Source organism: Snodgrassella sp. CFCC 13594, from assembly GCF_001590725.1.
In the GTDB taxonomy this organism is placed as follows: Bacteria; Pseudomonadota; Gammaproteobacteria; order Burkholderiales; family Neisseriaceae; genus Snodgrassella.
Window position 1 is genome coordinate 1 of sequence record NZ_LQXR01000074.1, and the last position, 628, is coordinate 628.

A 628-nucleotide genomic window follows, 5' to 3' on the forward strand; every position below is an offset into this window, starting at 1 on the left:
GTACGGTTTGGTCTATCTTGTGCAGTGGCACACCAAACGCCCGTGCAATATCGGCTATTGTCCAGCCCAATTGCTCAATCAACTGGGCATCAGTGGCATTCACTGGCGAGAACGCAATGTACTTCAATTCCCCTGCCGTAACGGCCAGATTGCCTGCTTTTTGCCCTTTAAAGGTCTGATTAAGGTGCTTACCCAATTCATCCACTTTTTCTTTGTCTGCGCCATCCACAGTCATAATCAAGCCACTGGGTTTACCGGAATTGGCAAATACATTGGTGCTGTTTTCTTGAATATGTGCCGCCATAGTTCCGCTGGTCGCGCAAGCAAACAAGGGAGAAACCCCTACCAATGGATGCCACAGGCAATTAAAGCGATCATGCAATATCTGGCTGGCTGGATAAATATCGCCATCACCTGTACCTGCCAGCTTATCGGCTGATACCTGATAAAACACACTGCCATCATCGGCCAGCATTGGGTAAACATTACGCGGGTCTAATACATGCAGGCCATTGCCTTTGTTCAAAATATAGGCATTGCCCCACATCAGCTTAGATCGTAACCACTGCTCAATAAATTGCTGGAATGTCTGGTACCCATTAGGGTGTTTTAGTCCCTCTGGCTGCAT

1 protein-coding gene is annotated in these 628 nt (G+C 47.8%); it reads right to left on the reverse strand.

The genetic code is table 11. From position 1 onward, the window contains the following. Positions 1-628 (reverse strand): phage portal protein (locus tag A2F46_RS11775; protein WP_156471655.1); only part of this gene is annotated, 628 nt, incomplete at both ends.